Annotated in this window: 20 protein-coding genes; 8 read left to right on the top strand and 12 right to left on the bottom strand. The window is 67.8% G+C overall.

The window, feature by feature from the left end; genetic code table 11:
• Positions 1 to 7 precede the first annotated feature (7 nt).
• Genes MJ603_RS16720 through MJ603_RS16710 form a run of 3 tightly spaced genes read right to left on the bottom strand, consistent with a single transcriptional unit; the run spans position 8 to position 2,051 of the window.
• Positions 8 to 763, bottom strand: a complete 756-nt coding sequence (locus tag MJ603_RS16720; protein WP_243064890.1) for a cytochrome c biogenesis CcdA family protein — start codon at positions 761 to 763, stop codon at positions 8 to 10.
• Entirely contained in the window at positions 763 to 1,362 is a 600-nt protein-coding gene (locus tag MJ603_RS16715) for a TlpA disulfide reductase family protein (protein ID WP_243064889.1), read from the bottom strand. The genes MJ603_RS16720 and MJ603_RS16715 overlap by 1 nt, the downstream gene beginning before the upstream one ends.
• Positions 1,359 to 2,051, bottom strand: a complete 693-nt coding sequence (locus MJ603_RS16710) for a histidine phosphatase family protein (RefSeq protein ID WP_243064888.1) — start codon at positions 2,049 to 2,051, stop codon at positions 1,359 to 1,361. The genes MJ603_RS16715 and MJ603_RS16710 overlap by 4 nt, the downstream gene beginning before the upstream one ends.
• Positions 2,052 to 2,174: 123 nt before the next feature.
• On the opposite strand from MJ603_RS16710, the gene MJ603_RS16705 reads away from it, so the two are divergent.
• Both MJ603_RS16705 and aspS read left to right on the top strand, forming a co-directional pair.
• Positions 2,175 to 2,558 (top strand): MmcQ/YjbR family DNA-binding protein, encoded by a 384-nt coding sequence (locus MJ603_RS16705; protein ID WP_243064887.1) that lies wholly within the window; start codon positions 2,175 to 2,177, stop codon positions 2,556 to 2,558.
• A gap of 246 nt (positions 2,559 to 2,804) precedes the next feature.
• Entirely contained in the window at positions 2,805 to 4,169 is a 1,365-nt protein-coding gene (gene aspS, locus MJ603_RS16700; RefSeq protein ID WP_243064886.1) for an aspartate--tRNA(Asn) ligase, read from the top strand.
• 161 nt (positions 4,170 to 4,330) lie between these two features.
• On the opposite strand, the gene MJ603_RS16695 is transcribed toward aspS, so the two are convergent.
• Positions 4,331 to 6,391 carry a hypothetical protein gene (locus MJ603_RS16695; protein ID WP_243064885.1) on the bottom strand — a complete coding sequence of 687 codons (2,061 nt, stop codon included), beginning with the start codon at positions 6,389 to 6,391 and terminating at the stop codon, positions 4,331 to 4,333.
• A gap of 143 nt (positions 6,392 to 6,534) precedes the next feature.
• On the opposite strand from MJ603_RS16695, the gene MJ603_RS16690 reads away from it, so the two are divergent.
• Positions 6,535 to 7,638, top strand: coding sequence for a formylglycine-generating enzyme family protein (locus tag MJ603_RS16690; RefSeq protein WP_374230952.1), 1,104 nt, complete (start codon positions 6,535 to 6,537; stop codon positions 7,636 to 7,638).
• A gap of 55 nt (positions 7,639 to 7,693) precedes the next feature.
• On the opposite strand, the gene MJ603_RS16685 is transcribed toward MJ603_RS16690, so the two are convergent.
• The 4 genes from MJ603_RS16685 to MJ603_RS16670 all read right to left on the bottom strand — a co-directional run bounded on the left by MJ603_RS16685 (position 7,694) and on the right by MJ603_RS16670 (position 9,076).
• Positions 7,694 to 7,996: a Dabb family protein gene (locus tag MJ603_RS16685; RefSeq protein ID WP_243064884.1), complete on the bottom strand. Its 303-nt coding sequence runs from the start codon at positions 7,994 to 7,996 to the stop codon at positions 7,694 to 7,696.
• Positions 7,997 to 8,074: 78 nt separating this feature from the next.
• Positions 8,075 to 8,347, bottom strand: coding sequence for a glutaredoxin family protein (locus MJ603_RS16680; protein WP_243064883.1), 273 nt, complete (start codon positions 8,345 to 8,347; stop codon positions 8,075 to 8,077).
• A 105-nt stretch (positions 8,348 to 8,452) separates the two neighbouring features.
• A complete protein-coding gene (locus MJ603_RS16675; protein ID WP_003792170.1) occupies positions 8,453 to 8,551 on the bottom strand; it encodes a 30S ribosomal protein bS22 in 99 nt (32 codons plus the stop codon).
• A 93-nt stretch (positions 8,552 to 8,644) separates the two neighbouring features.
• On the bottom strand, positions 8,645 to 9,076 hold the full coding sequence (locus MJ603_RS16670) for a helix-turn-helix transcriptional regulator (protein ID WP_243064882.1): 432 nt from the start codon (positions 9,074 to 9,076) through the stop codon (positions 8,645 to 8,647).
• A gap of 161 nt (positions 9,077 to 9,237) precedes the next feature.
• Between MJ603_RS16670 and MJ603_RS16665 the strand changes: the two genes are divergently transcribed.
• Together MJ603_RS16665 and MJ603_RS16660 are read left to right on the top strand one after the other, a co-directional pair.
• A complete protein-coding gene (locus tag MJ603_RS16665; RefSeq protein WP_243064881.1) occupies positions 9,238 to 10,686 on the top strand; it encodes a TrkH family potassium uptake protein in 1,449 nt (482 codons plus the stop codon).
• Positions 10,679 to 11,347 carry a TrkA family potassium uptake protein gene (locus tag MJ603_RS16660; protein ID WP_243064880.1) on the top strand — a complete coding sequence of 223 codons (669 nt, stop codon included), beginning with the start codon at positions 10,679 to 10,681 and terminating at the stop codon, positions 11,345 to 11,347. Before MJ603_RS16665 ends, MJ603_RS16660 begins: the two co-directional genes overlap by 8 nt.
• A gap of 19 nt (positions 11,348 to 11,366) precedes the next feature.
• Here MJ603_RS16660 and proC read toward each other — a convergent pair whose 3' ends face one another.
• Positions 11,367 to 12,209 (bottom strand): pyrroline-5-carboxylate reductase, encoded by an 843-nt coding sequence (gene proC, locus MJ603_RS16655; protein ID WP_243064879.1) that lies wholly within the window; start codon positions 12,207 to 12,209, stop codon positions 11,367 to 11,369.
• 45 nt (positions 12,210 to 12,254) lie between these two features.
• Between proC and MJ603_RS16650 the strand changes: the two genes are divergently transcribed.
• Positions 12,255 to 13,244, top strand: a complete 990-nt coding sequence (locus MJ603_RS16650) for a cation diffusion facilitator family transporter (protein WP_243064878.1) — start codon at positions 12,255 to 12,257, stop codon at positions 13,242 to 13,244.
• Positions 13,245 to 13,254: 10 nt separating this feature from the next.
• Here the strand turns inward: MJ603_RS16650 and MJ603_RS16645 are convergent, their stop codons facing one another.
• Positions 13,255 to 13,863 carry a TetR/AcrR family transcriptional regulator gene (locus tag MJ603_RS16645; protein WP_243064877.1) on the bottom strand — a complete coding sequence of 203 codons (609 nt, stop codon included), beginning with the start codon at positions 13,861 to 13,863 and terminating at the stop codon, positions 13,255 to 13,257.
• Between the two features lie 140 nt (positions 13,864 to 14,003).
• On the opposite strand from MJ603_RS16645, the gene MJ603_RS16640 reads away from it, so the two are divergent.
• Positions 14,004 to 14,687 carry an NAD(P)-dependent oxidoreductase gene (locus MJ603_RS16640; protein ID WP_243064876.1) on the top strand — a complete coding sequence of 228 codons (684 nt, stop codon included), beginning with the start codon at positions 14,004 to 14,006 and terminating at the stop codon, positions 14,685 to 14,687.
• A 51-nt stretch (positions 14,688 to 14,738) separates the two neighbouring features.
• On the opposite strand, the gene tadA is transcribed toward MJ603_RS16640, so the two are convergent.
• On the bottom strand, positions 14,739 to 15,197 hold the full coding sequence (gene tadA, locus MJ603_RS16635; RefSeq protein WP_308220613.1) for a tRNA adenosine(34) deaminase TadA: 459 nt from the start codon (positions 15,195 to 15,197) through the stop codon (positions 14,739 to 14,741).
• 57 nt (positions 15,198 to 15,254) lie between these two features.
• Here tadA and upp point away from each other — a divergent pair, with 57 nt between their 5' ends.
• Positions 15,255 to 15,887 (top strand): uracil phosphoribosyltransferase, encoded by a 633-nt coding sequence (upp, locus tag MJ603_RS16630; RefSeq protein WP_243064875.1) that lies wholly within the window; start codon positions 15,255 to 15,257, stop codon positions 15,885 to 15,887.
• Positions 15,888 to 15,996: 109 nt separating this feature from the next.
• On the opposite strand, the gene MJ603_RS16625 is transcribed toward upp, so the two are convergent.
• Entirely contained in the window at positions 15,997 to 17,913 is a 1,917-nt protein-coding gene (locus MJ603_RS16625; RefSeq protein ID WP_243064874.1) for a hypothetical protein, read from the bottom strand.
• Between the last annotated feature and the right edge of the window lie 289 nt (positions 17,914 to 18,202).

The raw sequence follows: 18,202 nt of genomic DNA, 5'->3' as shown, positions 1-18,202 counted from the left end.
CGTGCCGTCAGATGGCGGTTCCAAAACCGGGGATCACCCCCGCAAGGGAGATGATCCACTGGTTCCAGACACCCGAGACCATCAGGATGCCGATGGCGATGAGCACCGCGCCGCCCACGATGTTGATGACGCGGGTGTGCTTGCGCATGAACGTGACGGCGCCGGATGCCCAGCCGAGCCCGAGCGCGATCAGCACGAACGGCACGCCGAGCCCGAGCGCGTAGAACAGCGCGAGCACGGCGCCCTGCCACGCGGATCCGCTGGAGTAGCTCATCGTCGTGATCGCCGCGAGCGTCGGTCCGGTGCACGGGCTCCAGCCGATCGCGAAGATGATGCCGAGCAGCGGGGCGCCCGCCAGTCCGGTGATCGGCCGCCACTGTGGTTTGAACGTGCGCTGCAAAAACGTGAACTGCCCGACGAACACGAGTCCGAGCAGGATCAGGATCACTCCGGCGACGCGGGTGATCAGGTCGCGCCACTGGATCATCCAGAACCCGAGCGCACCGAACACGAAACCGGTCAGCACGAAGACGGCGGCGAACCCGAGCACGAAGAGCGCGACGCCCAGGACGAGACGCCGCTGCCCGGTGCGATCCCCCTTCGCGGCGGTCGACCGGCCGTCGGTGAAGCCGCCGATGTAAGCCAGATAACCAGGAACGAGCGGCAGGATGCACGGCGACGCGAACGAGATCAGCCCGGCCAGCAGCGCGACGGGCACGGTCAGCAGCAGAGGTGCCGACAGCACGAAGTTCTCGATGCCCATCACTTGCCCTCGGCGAGCGCGCTGTCGATCAGCGTGGTGAGGGTCGACGGCTGGTCGTCGACGGAACCGGCGATGCGCGCCGAGATGCGGCCCTGCTTGTCGATGACGAGTGTGGTCGGCGTGGCGTTCGGCCGCATCGAACCGCTGAACGCGAGCTGCACGGCGCCGCCGTCAGCGTCGAGTATCGACGGGTAGGTCACCTTGTACGTGCCGTCGAACGCCTGCACTGTCGCCGCGTCGTCTCGCGTGTTGACGCCGATGAACGAGACGCCCTTGCCCTGGTACTGCGCGTAGATCTTCTGCAGGTCGGATGCCTCGGCACGGCACGGCGGGCATCCCGCGTACCAGAAGTTCACGACGATGACGTCGCCGCGATCGGCCTTCGCCGACACCGTTGTTCCGTCTTCGGTCTTGCCGGAGAAGTCGATGGGCTTGCCGCGCTGCGACGGTGTGAGCTCGGTCACGCCGCTGCTGCCGGCTATGAAGTTCTTGTCGACGCCCGACGTGTACTGCTTGGCGAGTTCGTCGTTCGCACAGCCGGAGAGCAGGGCTCCTGTGGCGAGCGCTGCAACGGCGGCGAACAGGATGCGGCGCTTCACACGGCCCCCACATCGGTGGAGTCGACGGCGAGCACGGCCGCCGGGTCGCTGTAGGCGATCTCGACGAGGCGTCCATCGTGGCGTTCGAACGTGGTGATGCTCGAGAGGGAGCAGCGACGATCGCGGGGATCGTGCACGAAGCGCTCTCCTGCCACCGACAGGTGCGCGACCCAGATCGGCAACTGGTGGCTCACGAGGGCGATGTCTCCGCCGGCATCCTCGGTGTCGGGGCGCTGGGCGTCGGACTGACGGGCGTCGGACTGCTGAGCGTCGAGCCGGTCGAAGGCGCCGTTCACCGCGGCCAGCATGCGCTGCTCGATCGAGCGGTAGGCCTCGCCCCAACTCGGGCGAAGGGGGTTGATCAGCCACGGCCAGTTGACCGGGTTGCGCAGCGCGTGCGACATGACCGTTCCCTCGAAGTGGTTGCTGGGTTCGATCAGGCGGGCATCCGTCTCGATCTCACGGCCGAATGCCGCGGCGACGGGCGCCGCAGATTCCTGGGTGCGCTGCAGGGGCGACGCGATCACCGCCGTCGCCGGACGGTGACGTGCGACGAGGTCGTCGGCGGCCGCCTGCGCCATACGCCTGCCGAGTTCGGAGAGGTGGAAGCCGGGCATCCTGCCATAGAGGATGCCGTCGGGATTGTGCACCTCGCCGTGACGCACGAGATGCACCTGGGAAGCTGCCACCCTGCAAGTGTATTCAGCGAGCGCTGGTGAATTGCCTGAGGGGTCTGGCAGTTGCGTTCCCTCAGGGCTGTCGCCCGGCCGGCGTAGGGTGCGATGCATCGGCGACGACGCGGGAGGACGACGATGCCCGAAGCAGACTGGGACGACGTACGGCGCCTCGCGCTGGCTCTGCCCGACACCGAAGAGACCGTGAGCCGCGGCAGCGCCTTCTGGCGAGTGCACGGCAAGGGATTCGTCTGGGAGCGCCCGCTCCGGAAGCCAGACCTGGCCGCGCTCGGTCTCGATGAGCAGCCAGGACGGGTGCTCGGTGCGAAGGTCGACGACGAGGCGACCAAGTTCGCGCTGGCCGAGAACGAGCCGGATGTCTTCTTCACGACGCCGCACTTCGACGGTTACCCCTCGGTGCTGGTGTGGCTCGACGCGGTGTCGCTGCAACGCCTCGGCGAGATCGTGACGGATGCCTGGCTTGCGACAGCGCCGCCCAGCGCCCGCCTCGATCGCCCATAGCGCGGCTGCGCCGCTCAGGTGCTCGGTCGGCTCGGCCGCACGCGCAAGCGCGCCCGGCTCTCGCCTCGATCGCCCATAGCGCGGCTGCGCCGCTCAGGTGCTCGGTCGGCTCGGCCGCACGCGCAAGCGCGCCCGGCTCTCGCCTCGATCGCCCATAGCGCGGCTGCGCCGCTCAGGTGCTCGGTCGGCTCGGCCGCACGCGCAAGCGCGCCCGGCTCTCGCCTCGATCGCACTTAGACTTTCCGGGTGACTTCCCGCGTACTCGTCAAGAACCTCGCCGCCCGTGAAGACGGCTCCGTCTCCGTCTCCGGATGGGTCGAGACCGTGCGCGATCAGAAGAAGGTGCAGTTCGTCATCCTGCGCGACGAGTCCGGCGACGTGCAGCTCGTGCACCCGCGGGCCGCGGCGCCTGCGACCGAAGTGATCGAGACATCCGGCGACGTTCCGGTCGGCGTGAGCGTGACGGATGACCTCGCAGAGACGATCTCGTCGCTCACCCTCGGCTCCTTCGTGACGGTCACCGGCGAGCTGAAGCACGACGAGCGCGTCAAACTCGGCGGCATCGAGATCAAGGTCGAGTCGCTCACCGTGGCGACGTATGCGCACCCAGAGCTGCCGATCGCGTCTGACTCCAGCCTCGACAAGCGACTGGACTGGCGCTTCCTCGACCTGCGCCAGCCGCGCAACAACCTGATCTTCCGCATTCAGACCACGCTCGAGCACGCCTGGCGCACGTGGTGGATCGACAACGGCTTCATCGAATTGCACACCCCGACCTTCATGGCGACGCCTTCGGAGTCGCGCGCCGAGCTGTTCCAGCTCGACTACTTCGAACTCGGCACCGCCTATCTGGCCCAGAGCCCGCAGCACTTCAAGCAGGCGGCACAGGCCGCCGGCCTCGGCAAGGTGTTCGCGATCACGCCGGTGTTCCGTGCGGACCCGTCCTTCACGTCACGGCACGCGACCGAGTTCACGTCGGTCGACGCCGAGATCAGCTGGATCGACTCCCACGAAGACGTCATGGCCATGCAGGAGCAACTGCTGGTCGCAGGCCTGACAGCGGTCAAGGAGAAGCACGCCGACGAGATCCGCGCCGCGTTCGGCATCGAGGTTCAGGTGCCCGCGACGCCGTTCCCGCGCATCCCGCTCGCTGAGGCGCTCGAGATCGTGAAGCAACGCGGGTACGCCGTGCAACGTGAAGACGGCGACCTCGACCCGGAGGGCGAGCGCCAGATCTCCGCCTACGTCAAGGAGACGTACGGCCACGAATTCGTGTTCCTCACCGAGTACCCGCTGTCGATCCGGCCGTTCTACCACATGGTCGATGAGGCGACAGGGCTCACGAAGAGCTACGACCTCATCTACAACGGCGTCGAGATCACCACAGGTGCTCAGCGCGAGCACCGCATCGACGTGCTCGAAGCGCAGGCGGTGAAGAAGGGCCTCGAGCTCGAAGGCCTCGAGTCGTACCTCGACTTCTTCCGCTACGGCGTGCCGCCGCACGGTGGATTCGGCATGGGCCTCGCCCGCGTACTGATGCTGCTGCTCGGCGAGCAGTCGATCCGCGAGGTCACCTACCTCTTCCGTGGCCCGACCCGCCTGAAGCCGTAGGTCCGGGGGCATTCGTCCACCCGTTCCGCTGCACTCGTCACCCGATCCGCTGCACTTTGCGCAATCCGCACCTGCTGATGGCCCGCGTGTCTGCCGAAAGTACCGCGGAACGGGAGGGAACGGCAGCAGCACGGCAGGGAGCTGCAGGGAACGGCGGTGTGTCACCCGAAGGCGGTCGCGTCGTAATACGTGACCTGCGACGTCCAGCCGCTCGGCATCAGAAGGTCGGCCCATTCGGCGCGCGCGGCATCCGTGTCGAAGCTCACGTCGACGCGCTCGCGCCACCGGCCGTCCGCCATGCGCTGCAGGGTCGCCTCCCAGGTGACGCCCGGGGTCTGCTTGGCTTGCAGTCGCAGGTGCAGCCCGATGCCGCGCTCGCGTGAGAGCAGCGTGAGCAGTCCCGCGTAGACGGATGCCCGCCCCACCTCCTCGAACCACGGCCGCAGGCTGCGCACCAGCACGTCGGCACTCCAGAGGATCGCCGTCGGAAAACCGGTGCGCGACTGGTAGATGTCTACCGCGATCACGCCGGGCACCCGCCTCAACGTGACCCGCAGGTGATCACGGGTGACGCCGTACTCGACCGTGGAATGGAAGTAGACCGGCACGGCAGGACGCGGCACATCGAAGCCGATCCGCCTGGCGGCGTAGTCGGCGATCACCTGCTCGCCGACGAAGAACGGTCGGATGCCCTCGACGTACGCGGCCACCTGAGGCGAGGGCGGACTCTGCTCGATCGAGCCCGCCGTCTCGGCGTAACTCGGCGAGTGGTGCGTCACCGCGATGCGGTACCCGAGCGGCAACGGCGGACCTGCCTTCACGGTGAGCCACTCTGCGGCATCCTGCCCGGCCACTCGAGCCGACACGATATGACCGCTCTCGACGATCACCGGGTTCTCGCGGCCCTCCAGCCGGGGCACCGTGTCGAGGATGTGCTCCAGCGCGAGCACACGGGTGGTGGGCGGCAGGCGATATCGTCCGATCGGCGATCCCGCCGTCACCAGATGGGTCACCGTGAAGCCCTCCCGCTCGGAGAGGTCGGCGACCTGCACCGCGACCATGCCGCCAAGGCTGAACCCGGCGACGAGCACCGGCTCCCCCGCGCGGATGCCCGCCTGCCGCATCGCCTCGACGGCCGCGCGCGTGAGCGTGGTCTCCTGCATCGAGAGGGCGACGAAGTCGGCGGTGAGGTCGTTCGGCGCGACACCCGAGCGCGGATGCCAGGTCTGCGTGCTCGGGAACTGCACGATCCAGCGGCGGCCGGGACGGGCATCCGTGCCTGCCGTCGTCCCATCAACGGGATCCGCGGCGGGGCCGGCCGCAGCGGCCACGGGATCGTCGACGCTGACCACGCGGATCACGGCGACATCCGCGCGATCGTCGAGGTCGGGGTCGCCGAGGTCGTCGATCTCCCGCTGCGAGATGAAGAGCTCGCGCAGCCCGTCGATGCGGGTGCGGCGCAACGCGGTGAGCGCCAGCCCCGGGAGCCCGAGCACATCGGGATACGGCCCGAGCGCGAGTCCCGAGAAGTGCGCAGGCGTGTTCCAGCGCGACGACGCCGGCTCGAACCGCTGCGCTGCCGCTGGATCGCGCCACCAGTCCAGAAAGTCGGCGCGCTGCGGGAAGGACTCCCGAAGGAACGCGTCGTAGGGCATGACGGAGACCTCGGAGCCGTCGTCGAAGTATCCGCGGTTGCGGCCGAGACCGACCAGCTTCGCCTCGAGTCCGGGCACGTTGAACACGGCGATGTACGGCCGGGCGCGCAGACTCGGCAGCACGAGTCCGACCGCCGAGGCGAGCAGGGCCAGCGGCGCGAAGAGAAAGCCCGCGGTGCGCGCTGCAAGCCCGATGGCGCGAGGCAGCGTCGCCACCCACGTGTCGTTCATCACGACGGCTCGGTCAGCCGCGTCGAGCGGCGGCTTCAACTCGAAGGGGTACGGACGGCGCGCATACCCTCTCACCAAGAACCAGCACCAGTCGACCACCGTGAGCACCAGCCACACGACGCCGCGCACGATCCACGCGGCGAGCGCGACCACCAGGGCGACGAGCCCGATCGCGAGCAGCACCACGGATGCCGCCGCCACCAGCACCGAAAGCCCTGCCCAGCCCGCGAGACCCCGCGGTCGCCGCATCCATGGCGGCAACTGCGCGGCGGGTGTCTGCTCAGCGCCGCTGTCTGGTGCGCTCATGCCGCGTGCGACCGCACTCGTGCGGCGCATGCCCGTGCAATGGATACCCGCACGACGGGATCGAGGCAGGGGCGGACATCCGGTGTCATGGGCACCAGCATAGGGACGACGGGCGTCCCGATCTCACCCGTCGAGGGCGCCCCGCCCGGCGCGCTCGACATTACGATCAAGCCATGCCAACGCTGACGAAGATGGCGCGTGTGCCCGCCGGCGACTACCTGATGGGGTCCGACCGGTTCTACGCCGACGAGGGTCCGGTGCACAGCGTGCACGTCGAAGCGTTCGAGCTCGACGAGCACCCCGTGACGAACGAGGAGTTCGCTCTGTTCGTCGACGCCACCGGCTATCTGACCGTCGCGGAGCGCCCGCTGAATCCGGCGGACTTCCCCGGTGCCGACCCGGCCGACCTCATTCCCGGCGGACTGGTCTTCACGCCGTCGAGCGGGCCGGTGAACCTCGCCGACTGGCGGCAGTGGTGGGCGTGGGGTGCTGGAGCGAGCTGGCGGCATCCGTTCGGAGCAGGATCGTCGATCGAGGGCGAGGAGCGGCATCCTGTGGTGCAGGTCGCCTACGAGGATGCTCTCGCCTACGCCGCCTGGGCGGGCAAGCGCCTGCCCACCGAACAGGAGTGGGAGTTCGCCGCGCGCGGCGGAGCCGAGGGCCTCACCTACGCGTGGGGCGATGAGCCCAGGCTCGACGGACGACTGATGGCCAACACCTGGCAGGGCCGGTTCCCCTACCTGAACACGGGCGCGGATGGCTGGGTCGGCACATCGCCGGTCGGCTCGTTCCCCGAGAACGGGTACGGGCTCCTGGACATGATCGGCAACGTCTGGGAGTGGACGTCCACCTACTACTCGCCACGCCACGACGTCGCCCCGTCGCGCTCGCTCGGCCTGCTGGATGTCAGCGGAGGCCCATCGGAGACGCACGCGCACGTGCACGCTCACGAGTCGCACGACCATCACGACCACTCCGAGCACGACCACGGAACGGATGCCGCAGCCCACGACGCCGAATGCGCCTGCGGCCCCGGTGGCTCGATCCGCCCTCAGCCCGTGAGCGCCGATGCTCAACACCCGTCCGACCACGACGCCGAGGATGCCGGCAGGGCGGCCGCGAGCCGTGAGCCCGGCTCGCTCACAGCGCGCCGCACGCTCAAGGGAGGCTCCCACCTCTGCGCACCGGAGTACTGCCTGCGCTACCGTCCGGCCGCGCGCTCCCCGGAGGCCGAGGACACCTCGACCACCCACATCGGCTTCCGCTGCGCCCGCTGACGCATCGGCACGCTGCCTCTTTCGCCACCGTTCGAGGGACAGCGAGGGCGAGAGCTCAGACCGTGTAGTCGACTCCCGCGCGACCGACCGTGTTGGCACGCACGAAGGCGACCACCTCCTGATGCACCGGGTGGTGGATGTACGTCTGCAAGGCGTCCTCGTCGTCGAACTCCGACACCAGCACGACGTCGTAGTTGTCGGCGGCGCCGGCGTCGTTGAGGCCGACCTCGAACTCGCGGATCACGTCGATCTGCGGCGGAAGCGAGAGCAGCCGGTCACGGAACTCCGCTTTCAGTCGCTCGCGCTCGTCATCCGTGTCGCCAGCGACCTTCCAGGTCACAACGTGCCGAAGCGTCATCATTCCTCCTGTGCGTAGGCCCACGATCGTAGCGGCAGCTGCGCGATGCGATCCTGGGCTGCGTCGGCCGGATGAGCGTCAGCCGTCCGCGGCGAGCGCCGCGTTCAGCGCTGCGGCGAGCCGATCGGTGTCGACACGCCAGTAGGTGTGCTGCCGACCGTCGATCAGAACGACGGGGATCTCCTCCGCGTACCGGTCGAACAGCTCCGGCTCGTCGAGGATCGAGCGTTCCTCGACGGTGACGCGCGAGGCATCCGGAAGCGTCTGCGTCACGCGGCTGATCGCATCCCGCGCGTCGTCGCAAAGGTGGCAGCCGGGCTTGCCGATCAGGGTGAGCTGAATGTCTGGCACGAACAGGAGCCTAGATCGGTCACCTCGCAGGCACCGTCGCTGCGACTCCAGTGCGCGCAAACGAAAAAGCGCCGGGGCACAGCCCGGCGCTCGTTCGAGCGTTGCCTACTTCTTGTTGCGACGCTGGTGGCGGGTCTTGCGAAGCAGCTTGCGGTGCTTCTTCTTCGCCATACGCTTGCGGCGCTTCTTGATAACTGAACCCACAAAGACCTCACAAAAGTTCATCGGGATGCTGCGCAGCGCGCGGCAGCACGGTCGCCCAGTCTACCATCCGGCCGGGCCTCGCCCGACGCGTGGTCAGCGACGACGCTTCGGGCGCACCCGATCGACGACGCTCGAGACCCGATGGCTGGTGTCGGCGAACACCTTTCCCACCTGCGCGGCGAAGTCCTTCGTCTCGTCGGTGATGCCTGCCGCCAGCGTGGTCACGTCGATGTCTTCGATCTCGAACCCGCCGCTGGTGAACGGCATCAGCCAGTCCTCGATCTCGTCGAGTGGGGCGACGTCGATGCGGTAGTAGCGGTGCTGTCCCTCTTCACGCACGGTGACGAGTCCGGCCTCGCGCAGCACCTTGAGGTGCTTCGACACGGTCGGCTGACTCAGCTCGAGGTCGCCGACGATCTGCGAAACGCTCACTTCACCGCTGTCCGAGTCTTCGGATGCTTCGAGCAGCACGCGCAGAATGTCGCGCCGTGTGGCATCCGCGACGATGTCAAAGATGTCCGGCATCACCCCAGGCTACTGGGCGGAGCCTGACGACACCATGCCTTCACGGGCATCCGTCCGAGTGTTCCATGCCGCAAACGGCACACGGCAAAGGCACCGGTCGCCACCTCCAGCGCGCAAGGTAGCATCGACACCGCGCGAGGCGTTCGCGGGGAGGGCGGCCGATGCGGGCAACGGCACAAGCATCTCGGCACCTCGTACCCACGACGTTGTGGGGGCGCGTTCAGTTGCGCGTCAACACGTTCTCGGGAGCGAGCCCCTCGAGGTTCGCGCTCATCGTCTTCGCGTCGCTCGTCTTGATCTTCACGCTGCTGTTCTCGTTGCCGGTTTCGTCGGCGCGAGGCGCCGTCACACCGCTCGCGGACTCGTTCTTCACGGCGGTCTCGGTCATCTGCGTGACCGGCCTGTCGACCGTCGACATGGCGACGCACTGGTCGGGTTTCGGCCACATCGTCGTGTATTTCGGCGTGCAGATCGGCGGCATCGGCGTGCTGACGCTCGCGTCGATCCTCGGCATGGTCATCTCGCGCCGGCTGGGCCTGCGCGCGAAGCTCATCGCGGCGAGCGACAGCAACCCGCTGCGGGCGCACGCCGGCCCGGTGGCCGAGGGCCAGGCCATCCGGCTCGGTGAGATCGGCAGCCTGCTGCGCACGGTCGCACTGAGCGGCATCGCGATCGAACTCGTCGTGGCGCTAGTGCTGTTCCCACGGATGCTCGCCCACGGTTTCTCGCTCTACGACAGCTCGCTCAACTCGCTGTACTACTCCGCGATGGCGTTCACGAACACGGGGTTCTCGCCGAACGCATCCGGCATGGCTCCGTTCGCCACCGACTACGTGTTTCTCACCGCACTGATGGTCGGCGTGATCGCCGGCGCGATCGGCTTTCCTGTGATCTACGCGCTCAGCCAGAATCTGCGACGCAAGGTCAGGCGCAGGTTCTGGACGCTGCACGTCAAGCTCACGATCGTCACCTTCGCGTTGCTGCTCGTCGCAGGATGGGTGCTGTATTTCGCCCTCGAGGCGGGCAATACCAGGACCATCGATTCCCACGGTCCAGGGAATGCGGTCTTCCAATCTCTTTTCCTTTCCGTGATGGCACGGTCGGGCGGCTTCTCCACGTTCGGCGTCGACCACCTGCACACGTCGTCGCTGATGGTCACCGACATGCTGATGTTCGTTGGGGGCGGGTCGGCATCCACCGCCGGCGGAATCAAGGTGACGACGCTCGCCGTGCTGTTCCTCGCCGCTCTCGCCGAGGCGCGCGGCGTCGAGTCGATGGAGGCGTTCCGTCGTCGGATCCCCACCGACGTGCTCCGCGTCGCGGTCAGCGTCGTGCTGTGGGGGGCGACCATCGTCGCGATCTCGACGGTGACGGTGCTCGCCATCACGAAGGAATCGCTCGATCACGCCCTGTTCGACGTGATCAGCGCCTTCGCCACCTGTGGTCTGTCGACCGGCCTCACGCAAGGTGCGCCGACGGGTGCGGTGTATGTGCTCGCCATCACGATGTTCCTGGGACGCGTCGGCACCGTGACACTTGCCGCAGCTCTCGCACAGTCGCAACGTGGACAGTATTACCAGAACCCGGAAGAGAGGCCCATCGTTGGCTGACCGCATCAAACATGACGCTCCGGTGCTGGTGATCGGGCTCGGCCGCTTCGGCGCGGCCACCGCCGGCCAGCTCGACCGCCTCGAACGCGAGGTGCTCGCCGTCGACACCGATCTCGCACTCGTGCAGAAGTGGTCGGAGCGCATCACGCATACCGTGCAGGCGGATGCCCGCACCATCGACGCCCTGCGCCAGATCGGCGCGCAGGACTTCGCGATCGCCGTGGTGGCCGTCGGGTCTTCGATCGAGGCATCCGTTCTGATCACCGCGAACCTCGTGGACCTCGGCATTCCACAGATCTGGGCGAAGGCCATCTCGAAGTCGCACGGCACGATCCTGCAGCGCATCGGGGCGAACCACGTGATCTACCCCGAGGCGGAGGCCGGCGAGCGCATCGCCCACCTGCTGGCGGGACGGATGCTCGACTTCATCGAGTTCGACGACGACTTCGTGCTGGTCAAGATGTACCCGCCGAAGGTGATCCGCGGCATCTCGCTGACGCAGTCGCAGGTGCGCCGCAAGTTCGACATCACCGTCGTCGGCGTGAAGTCGCCTGGCCAGCCGTTCACCTACGCCACCCCGGACACCGTGGTCACCGACCACGACCTGATCATCGTCTCGGGCGCCAGCTCCGACGTGGAACGCTTCGCCGCCCTGGAGTGACGCGGGCCGGTGCTGAGCGTCAGCCGGCGGCGAGCTCTCTCGCGCGGGCGAGGGCGGCATCCGTCGCGCGGTCGAAGACCGACTCGAGGTCGGCATCCTGCAGCACGGCGACCGCCTGCTCGGTCGTGCCCTTCGGACTCGTGACCTGAAGGCGCAACTGCATCGGTGTCTCGTCCGAGACCTCGAGCAGCCGGGTCGCGCCGATGAACGTCCCGTTCACCAGGTCGGCGGCCTGCTCGGGCGTGAAACCCTTCGAGACGGCCGTCGCGGTGAGCTGCTCGATGAGGAAGAACACGTAAGCGGGACCGGAGCCGGAGATGGTGCTGAGGGCATCCAGCTGCGACTCGGGCACCTCGACGACGCTGCCGACCGTTTCGAACAGCCGACGCACCAGGGCGACCTGCTCGGGCGTCGATCGCGTTCCCGCGCTGACGCCGGTGACCGCCTTGCCGACGATGGCAGGCGTGTTGGGCATCGAACGCACCACGGCGACGGATGCCGACAGCAGCTCCTCGAACCGCGCGACCGTGACTCCCGCGGCGACGCTCACGACGATGGCGTCAGGCTCGATCGTCTCCGCGATCTCGGCCAGCAGGTCGGGCACCATGGCCGGCTTCACTGCGACGAGCACGACGCCGGCGCCGCGCACCGCCGTGCGGTTGGCATCCGGATCATCGTCGGTGGCGATGGCGGTGACGCCCGGAGTGCCCGCGAGGGATGCCGCCCGCTCCCCGCTGCGATTCGTCACGACGATGCCGTCAGCGTGAACGCCCGGCTTCAGCAGACCGCTGAGGATGGCACGGCCCATCGATCCGGCGCCCAGAATGGCGATCTTCGGCAGCTCCACGACGTCTTCGCTCATGGGATCGAGCCTAGGCGAGCCGTGGTCGGCCTCTAGGCTGAACGCATGACGGAGGCTGCCGAAGGATCCGCTACTGCCGAAGGATCCAGCACCAGGGCGATCATCGCCGCGTTTGCTGCGAACCTCGGCATCGCCATCACGAAGTTCATCGCGTGGGGGTTCTCCGGTTCGTCGTCGATGCTCGCCGAGGGCGTGCACTCGCTGGCCGACTCGTGCAACCAGGTGCTTCTGCTCGTCGGCGGGAACCGGGCGAAGCGGGCGGCGGACCGCGAGCATCCGTTCGGGTATGGCCGCGAGCGGTTCGTGTACGCGTTCGTGGTGTCGATCATCCTGTTCTCGGTCGGCGGCGTGTTCTCCATCTACGAGGGCATCGAGAAGATCGCTCACCCGCACCCGATCGAGGTGTGGTGGCTGCCGCTGCTCGTCCTGGTGATCTCGATCTGCCTGGAGAGCTTCTCGTTGCGCACCGCGATCCGCGAGTCGAAGCCGCACAAGACGACGCGGTCGTGGTTCGCGTTCATTCGCAGGGCGAAGGCGCCCGAGCTGCCGATCGTGCTGCTCGAGGACGTCGCAGCGCTCATCGGCCTCACGTTCGCCCTGATCGGCGTCAGCGTGGCGATCATCACGGGCGACGGCGTCTGGGACGGCATCGGCACCGTGTTCATCGGCGCGCTGCTCGTCGTCGTCGCGATCGTGCTCGGCATCGAGACGAAGAGCCTGCTGGTGGGTGAAGGCGCAAGCGATGCGGATGCCGCCGCCATCGAGAACGCGATCCTCTCCGGAGGCGAGACCGACCGGGTCATCCACCTCAAGACCCTCTATCTCGGGCCGGAGGAGCTGATGGTCGCGGCGAAGATCGCACAGCCGGCCGGCCGGAGCCTGGGCGATGTGGCAGCATCCATCGACGCGATCGAGGCCCGGGTGCGCGCTGCGGTACCGGTCGCCAGAGTCATCTACCTCGAGCCGGATGTCTTCCACGAGGACGCAGGGCCGGCGGCGCCGACCGAGACGATCGTGATCAAGGGCGAGGACTAGAGGAGTCGCACTACGTCACGTCGGCGGGCAGCACTGCCGCAACCAACGCCTTGGCGACGTCGTCGGCATCGTCGACCTGATCGCTGCCGTTGAAGGCAGCGAGGAACGCCGTGTGCAGGGCCGCGCCGACGAGCAGAGTCGCGACGGCATCGGGATCGAAGCCCGTCGGGAGTGCGCCCGCGTCGCGTTGCCGCGTCAGGTAGGCGCTCACGGCGCGAGACGGCCCCTCCGGCCCCGCGCCATGCGCACGCACTCCGTCGCGCTGGGCGGCGAGAAGCTCCGGTGACCCGAAGACCGAGACCGCGATGATGAACGACTCGGCGTAGAACCGCAGCAGCCCCGCCACCATCGACTCGAGACCCTCCCGCACACCGAGGTGGTCGTCCTCAGCCTGCCGCCGATACGACGGCAACCGCTCGTGCACAACACTGAGGAACAACTGCTGCTTGTCATCGAAGTGCTTGTAGAGCATCGCCTCCGAATACCCGGCAGCGCGCGCGATCTGTTTCGTGGTCGCGGCTGCGATGCCCTTCTCGCGCATGACGGATGCCGCGGCGTCGAGGATGCGCTCCCGCGCCGCCTTCTGCCGCGGTGCGTTCGTCGCCTCTGCGTCGGTCATCGCGCTCCTCGGGACGTGCTGGTGGGTGACTTCACAGGTCGATGGACTTGACAGGTGAGTGTTCACTAACCCTACACTGAGACAGTGGTTAGTAAGTGTTTACTCACCCTGATGCTTTTCACGGACGCCAAGGAGACGACATGCGCATCGCCATCATCGGAGCGACCGGCCGTACCGGCCGGCTCGCGACGGAATACGCCCTGGGCAACGGGCACGACGTCACCGCCGTGGTGCGTTCCCCCGACAAGCTCGGCGACCTCGCCCAGCGGATGCGGGTGGTGCAGTCAGACGCGACGGATCTCGACGGGCTGATCGCAGGCATCCGCGGCGCCGACGTCGTGATCTCGACGCTGGGTCACGCGGCCGGTGGCAGCAATCGCATCATGGTGGACGGCATCCGCACCACCCTCGACGCCATGAGACGTGCTGATGTCTCCCGGGTCTCGATGATCACGGCCTCCGGACACGAGACCGACGGCGACGGGTTCTTCACCCGCTCGATCGTCAAGCCGATCCTCGGGCGGTTCCTGCGCGAGGGATTCGCCGACATGCGCCTCGCCGAGGCGGTGCTTCGCGAGTCCGACGAGGCGTGGACGATCGTGCGGCCCCCCATGCTGCGCGAGGGCGACGCGCAGGGCTACGTCTATCGCGAAACGCTCAACGTGCGCGGTGTCTTCTCGATCCGTCGTGTGGATCTCGCAGCCGCGATGATCGACCTCACGCTCGACGACGGCTTCGCGCGCGCGATCGTGTCGGTAGCTCACGGCACGAGCGCTGGAACACGGATGCGTGTGCCCGCGGTGACGCGGGCGGAGGCCGTCTGAGCCGCGCGCTTCGACTCGCTGCGCTCGCTCAGCGAGCTGGGGGTACGCAGTTCAGCGCCGCTGCTCGAAGAACTCCTCGAGGAGCGCGGCGCAGGCATCCGCTTCCACCCCGCCGTACACCTCGACGCGATGGTTCAGCCGTCGGTCGCGCAACACGTCATAGACACTGCCCGCTGCACCGGCCTTGTCGTCCCACGCCCCGAACACCACTGTCGGCACGCGCGCCGAGAGGATGCCGCCTGCGCACATCACGCACGGTTCCAGCGTGACGACGAGCGTGGCATCCGTGAGATGCCAGTCCCCCGTCGTCTCGGCTGCCTGCCGCAGCGCGATCAACTCGGCGTGCGCTGTCGGGTCCTGCCGGGCTTCGCGCTCGTTGCGTCCCGTGCCGATGACGCGGCCATCGGCATCCAGAACGATCGCGGCCACCGGCACGTCGCCGGTCGTCAGAGCGAGCCTCGCGTCGTCGATCGCGCGACGCATCCAGGCTGCCTGGTCGATGCCGGTCACGCTGCTCCTCACGCTCTCGCGGCTGAAGTGGACGATGTCACCACTAGATTTGAGCCTATGCGAGTGCACGTTGCCGATCACCCCTTGGTCACCCACAAGCTGACGGTGCTGCGCAACCGCGACACTCCGGCCGTGACCTTCCGCGCACTGGTCGAAGAGCTCGTGACGCTGCTCGCGTACGAGGCCACCCGCTCGGTGCGCGTCGTGCCGATCGACATCGTCACACCGGTGACGGCGACGACGGGCGTCACGCTGGCCGACCCGAAGCCCCTCGTGGTGCCGATCCTGCGCGCAGGTCTCGGGATGCTCGAGGGCATGGTCAAGCTCGTCCCGTCGGCCGAGGTCGGATTCCTCGGCATGGTGCGCAACGAGGAGACCCTCGAGCCCGCGACCTACGCCGAGCGGCTGCCTGATGACCTCTCCAACCGCCAGTGCTTCGTGCTCGACCCGATGCTCGCGACCGGTGGGTCGCTCAGCGCCGCCATCGAGTTCCTCTTCAAGCGCGGCGCCGTGGACGTCACGGCCATCTGCATCCTCGCAGCGCCCGAGGGGATCGCTGCCGTCGAGCGACTCACCGAGGGGCGCGACGTCACCCTCGTGGTCGGCGCAGTCGACGAGCGACTCAACGAGCACGGCTACATCGTCCCCGGTCTCGGCGACGCCGGCGATCGGCTCTACGGCCTGGTGTAGGCGGAACGTCGCCGACTCCGCGCCGACCCGAAGGCCCGAGGTGCTCGGGAATTGGTCGAGGGGCCCGCCCTTTCGGACGGACCCCTCTCTTTCTACTGCGATTGCAGGCCTAGTGCTCCTCGGCCGAGCGGCGCCGACGGATCATTCCGAAGGCGAGCGCGATCGCACCGAGCGCGATGATCATCCCTCCAGCCGCAAGAGCAGGAGTGAGGTTCGAACCGGTGTCCGCGAGGGCGCTGGACGAGTCGGAGTCGCTCGACGACGGGGTCACCGCCGTGACCGCGACGGGCTTGGAGTCGAACGTGAACCGCTGGCATCCGACCGTGATCGACACGATCTCCGCGGATGCCGCGTCCGTCGACTCCAACTCGAACCCGACACTCACGATGGTCGCCTTCGGGTTGGCGGCGAGGTAGTCCTGCAAGGTGCCCAGACCGGCGAAACCGGATCCCGCCGGCACACCGAAGCCGGTTGCGGTCGTGCCCCACTGGTCACCGCCCTGGTAGACGAGCGTTCCGTCGGAAACCCCGTCACCGCCCAGATCGATGCCCAGTCGGAGGTCGGGTGAGGCGCCGGACACCTTCGTCAGATCGATCGCCGGTGCGCCGGCATCCTGAAGCGGGATGTCCACTGCACGAATACCGTCGACCGATGACCCGCCGGCGGTGGCATCCGTCCAGACGCGCAACGTGGTCGGCGTGTAGTCGTGGTGACCGGCCGAGCTCGTCGAGTAGGTCCAGCCGGCGTCGTCGAGGTTCGACGCCAGGATGTCCGGCAGCGGTGTTGCGCACTTCGCAACCGTCGGTGCGACGTAGCAGTCACCCTGCGGGTTCGTGCTCTGGTTCGTCTTGATCGGTCCGAACGTCACATCCTGCTCGAACGGATGCGCCAACGTGTAGCCGGGTGCAGCGGCCGCCGTGATGACCTTCGGGCCTCCGGGGCTCATCGGGTAGGTGCCGGGCGCTTTCGTCGATCCGCCGACGTTCCAGACGATGCCTTCGACCGCCGGCAGCGTCAGCGTGGCGTTCGAGGTGCCGTTTCCGCAGACGTTGTCGGTCGACGACACGGTCGGTTCCGTCACCGACGCGCAGTCGGGATTGATGACGAACCTCCAGGCGGTGCCGAGGCCGCCCGGCGCCAGCGACTCGGCGGGATGCCCCGGCGAGGTGAGCTTCGTCCCGGACTTCGCGGCAGCGATCAGTCTCTGCGTCGTGGCGTTGTCGACGTAGCTGTCGACCTGGTAGTAGGTGTCGCAGAGGGTGGGAACATCGACCGCCAGCGTCTCAACGTTCTCCGGCGTGGCACTCACGAACGTCTGGGGCCACGTTGAACTGTCAGGGCCCGACGGCTTGGTCGGCATCTGCCACACGACGGTCTGATATCCGGTCGGTGTGCAGGCTCCCTGCTTCAGCTTCGCCTCGATGGTGTACTCGACCTTCAGCGTCGATCTGCCGTCGGAGAAGAGGTGTCCGGCGTCCGCAACGGCGACACGGGTGTGCGAGCCGACGGAGCTGCTCGGAGTGCGGTCGCGCCACCTGGCGTTCTGGACCGCGAACGCGACCTTGCCGTCGCTCTGACAGGTGGGCGGCGTGATCGTGGCCGAAGCGACTGCGTTCTGCGAGGGAGCCGACCCGCAACCACCGTTCAGCGTGATGGACCCGGAAGTCGAGACGCTGTAGTGATCCAGCCAGGTCTCCTTGAACGATGCCGTTGCGCTCGTCGTTGTACCTGCGACGAGCTTCTGCACCCACGTCACACCGGTGTTCGGAGCGACGCCGTCACCGATCTGGGTCTTGACGGGCGATGTCACCCACGCATCGAACGTGTTGGACTTGTGGCCGTATCGCGTCGGGGTGTTCGCGGTCTTCACAACCCACGTGATCGTGTACGTTCCGTCCGACTCGCACTGGGCGCTCGCGGTGACATCGGCGTTATGGGCACTGGCCGGTGCCGCGAGGCCGACGACGGCCCCGACGGCGAGCAGGGCGGCCGTGCCCACGATCGCCCCCATTCTCTTCAGATTCATCAACTGTCTCTCCGGTACGTGGCTACTCAACGTGCCCACCGATCCGGGATCAACCGTGAAGTTCGAGCCGGTTCGATCGGAATCGAGCCGGCGAGAGTTCGAGGTATTTTCGGGCACGCCGAACAGCACCGTCGACACGACGCTGAAACGCTCGCCGCCCCGGGGAACACTAAGGACGTCATGGCGCGCTAGGGGACGCGCCATGACAGTGCTCACCGGGACAGGAGCAACGGCGACGAGCGTTCGGGACTAGGGATGTTCGGGGGTTTCGGGGGGCGCTCACGGCTTA

This window comes from Humibacter sp. RRB41 (assembly GCF_022761015.1).
Classification (GTDB): Bacteria; Actinomycetota; Actinomycetes; order Actinomycetales; family Microbacteriaceae; genus Humibacter.
This window is presented reverse-complemented; position numbering and strand designations above follow the sequence as displayed.

Excerpts from the sequence above, each read along its gene's own strand:
- upp (WP_243064875.1), top strand. The coding sequence starts at position 15,255 with ATGCGAGTGCACGTTGCCGATCACCCCTTGGTCACCCACAAGCTGACG.
- MJ603_RS16625 (WP_243064874.1), bottom strand. The coding sequence starts at position 17,913 with ATGAATCTGAAGAGAATGGGGGCGATCGTGGGCACGGCCGCCCTGCTC.
- MJ603_RS16705 (WP_243064887.1), top strand. The coding sequence starts at position 2,175 with ATGCCCGAAGCAGACTGGGACGACGTACGGCGCCTCGCGCTGGCTCTG.
- proC (WP_243064879.1), bottom strand. The coding sequence starts at position 12,209 with ATGAGCGAAGACGTCGTGGAGCTGCCGAAGATCGCCATTCTGGGCGCC.
- MJ603_RS16640 (WP_243064876.1), top strand. The coding sequence starts at position 14,004 with ATGCGCATCGCCATCATCGGAGCGACCGGCCGTACCGGCCGGCTCGCG.
- MJ603_RS16650 (WP_243064878.1), top strand. The coding sequence starts at position 12,255 with ATGACGGAGGCTGCCGAAGGATCCGCTACTGCCGAAGGATCCAGCACC.
- MJ603_RS16670 (WP_243064882.1), bottom strand. The coding sequence starts at position 9,076 with ATGCCGGACATCTTTGACATCGTCGCGGATGCCACACGGCGCGACATT.
- MJ603_RS16665 (WP_243064881.1), top strand. The coding sequence starts at position 9,238 with ATGCGGGCAACGGCACAAGCATCTCGGCACCTCGTACCCACGACGTTG.
- MJ603_RS16720 (WP_243064890.1), bottom strand. The coding sequence starts at position 763 with ATGGGCATCGAGAACTTCGTGCTGTCGGCACCTCTGCTGCTGACCGTG.
- MJ603_RS16645 (WP_243064877.1), bottom strand. The coding sequence starts at position 13,863 with ATGACCGACGCAGAGGCGACGAACGCACCGCGGCAGAAGGCGGCGCGG.
- MJ603_RS16690 (WP_374230952.1), top strand. The coding sequence starts at position 6,535 with ATGCCAACGCTGACGAAGATGGCGCGTGTGCCCGCCGGCGACTACCTG.
- MJ603_RS16695 (WP_243064885.1), bottom strand. The coding sequence starts at position 6,391 with ATGCGCCGCACGAGTGCGGTCGCACGCGGCATGAGCGCACCAGACAGC.
- MJ603_RS16685 (WP_243064884.1), bottom strand. The coding sequence starts at position 7,996 with ATGACGCTTCGGCACGTTGTGACCTGGAAGGTCGCTGGCGACACGGAT.